Origin of the sequence: Nonomuraea lactucae (genome assembly GCF_003313395.1) — a bacterium.
GTDB lineage: Bacteria > Actinomycetota > Actinomycetes > Streptosporangiales > Streptosporangiaceae > Nonomuraea > Nonomuraea lactucae.
On the sequence record NZ_QNFZ01000426.1, the window covers coordinates 1 to 1067 of the forward strand.

Genomic DNA, 1067 nt, shown 5'->3' on the forward strand with positions numbered 1-1067 from the left:
CACCGACCGCGAGATCGACCTCGCCGACGTCGCCCACACCCTGCGCGCCGGCCGACGCCCGCACAACCACCGCGCCGCCGTGGTGGCCCGCGACGCCGCCGACGCGGTCACAGCCCTGTCCGACCGGCAGCGCCTCATCACCGGCAAGGCCGGCGCGGCCCCCCGCGTGGCGTGGCTGTTCTCCGGGCAGGGCGCCCAGTACGCCGGCATGGGCGCCGGCCTCTACCGCACCGAACCGGTCTTCGCCACCGCGGTGGACGAGTGCGCCGAACTGCTGCGCGACGAGCTGGCGGGCCTGGACCTGCGCACGCTGATGTTCCCGGACGACGCCGGACGGCACGACGCCGACGAGCGGCTGCGCCAGACGGCGCTCACCCAGCCGGCTCTGTTCACCGTGGAGTGGGCGCTGGCCCGGCTGTGGCGCTCGTGGGGCGTCGAACCGGCCGCCATGATCGGCCACAGCATCGGCGAGTACGTGGCCGCCACCGTCGCGGGCGTGTTCGGCCTGCCGGACGCGCTGCGGCTGGTCGCCGCCCGCGGCAGACTCATGCAGTCGGTGCCGCCCGGCTCGATGCTGGCCGTGCGCCAGGACCAGGACGAGGTGCGCGCCCAGCTGCCCGACGGCCTGTCGATCGCCACCGTCAACGGCCCCGGCACGTGCGTGGTGGCCGGCCCCTCAGGGCCGGTGGAGGAGTTCGCCGCCCTGCTGAAGGACTCGGGCGTCCAGCACACCCGGCTGCGCACCTCGCACGCCTTCCACTCGGCGATGATGGATCCCGTCCTGGGCGAGTTCCACGACACCGTCGCCCGGGCCGCCCGCAGCGCGCCCGCCCTGCCGTTCCTGTCGAACGTCACCGGCACGTGGATCACCGCCGAACAGGCGGCCGACCCGGCGTACTGGACCAGGCACCTGCGCGAGACGGTCCGCTTCGGCGACTGCGTGGCCACCCTCGTCGCCGAGGGGGAGTGGCGCTTCGTCGAGTGCGGCCCCGGCCGCCAGCTCACGGGCCTGGCCCGCACGCAGCTGCCCCGCACCGGCCCGGCGCCGCTGCCCAGCCTGCCCGGCC

General features: G+C 75.9%; 1 protein-coding gene. It reads left to right on the plus strand.

Annotated elements, in window-relative coordinates; translation table 11 throughout:
* Positions 1-1067: acyltransferase domain-containing protein (locus DQW85_RS22375; RefSeq protein ID WP_113702151.1), on the plus strand; the 1067-nt coding region annotated here is incomplete at both ends.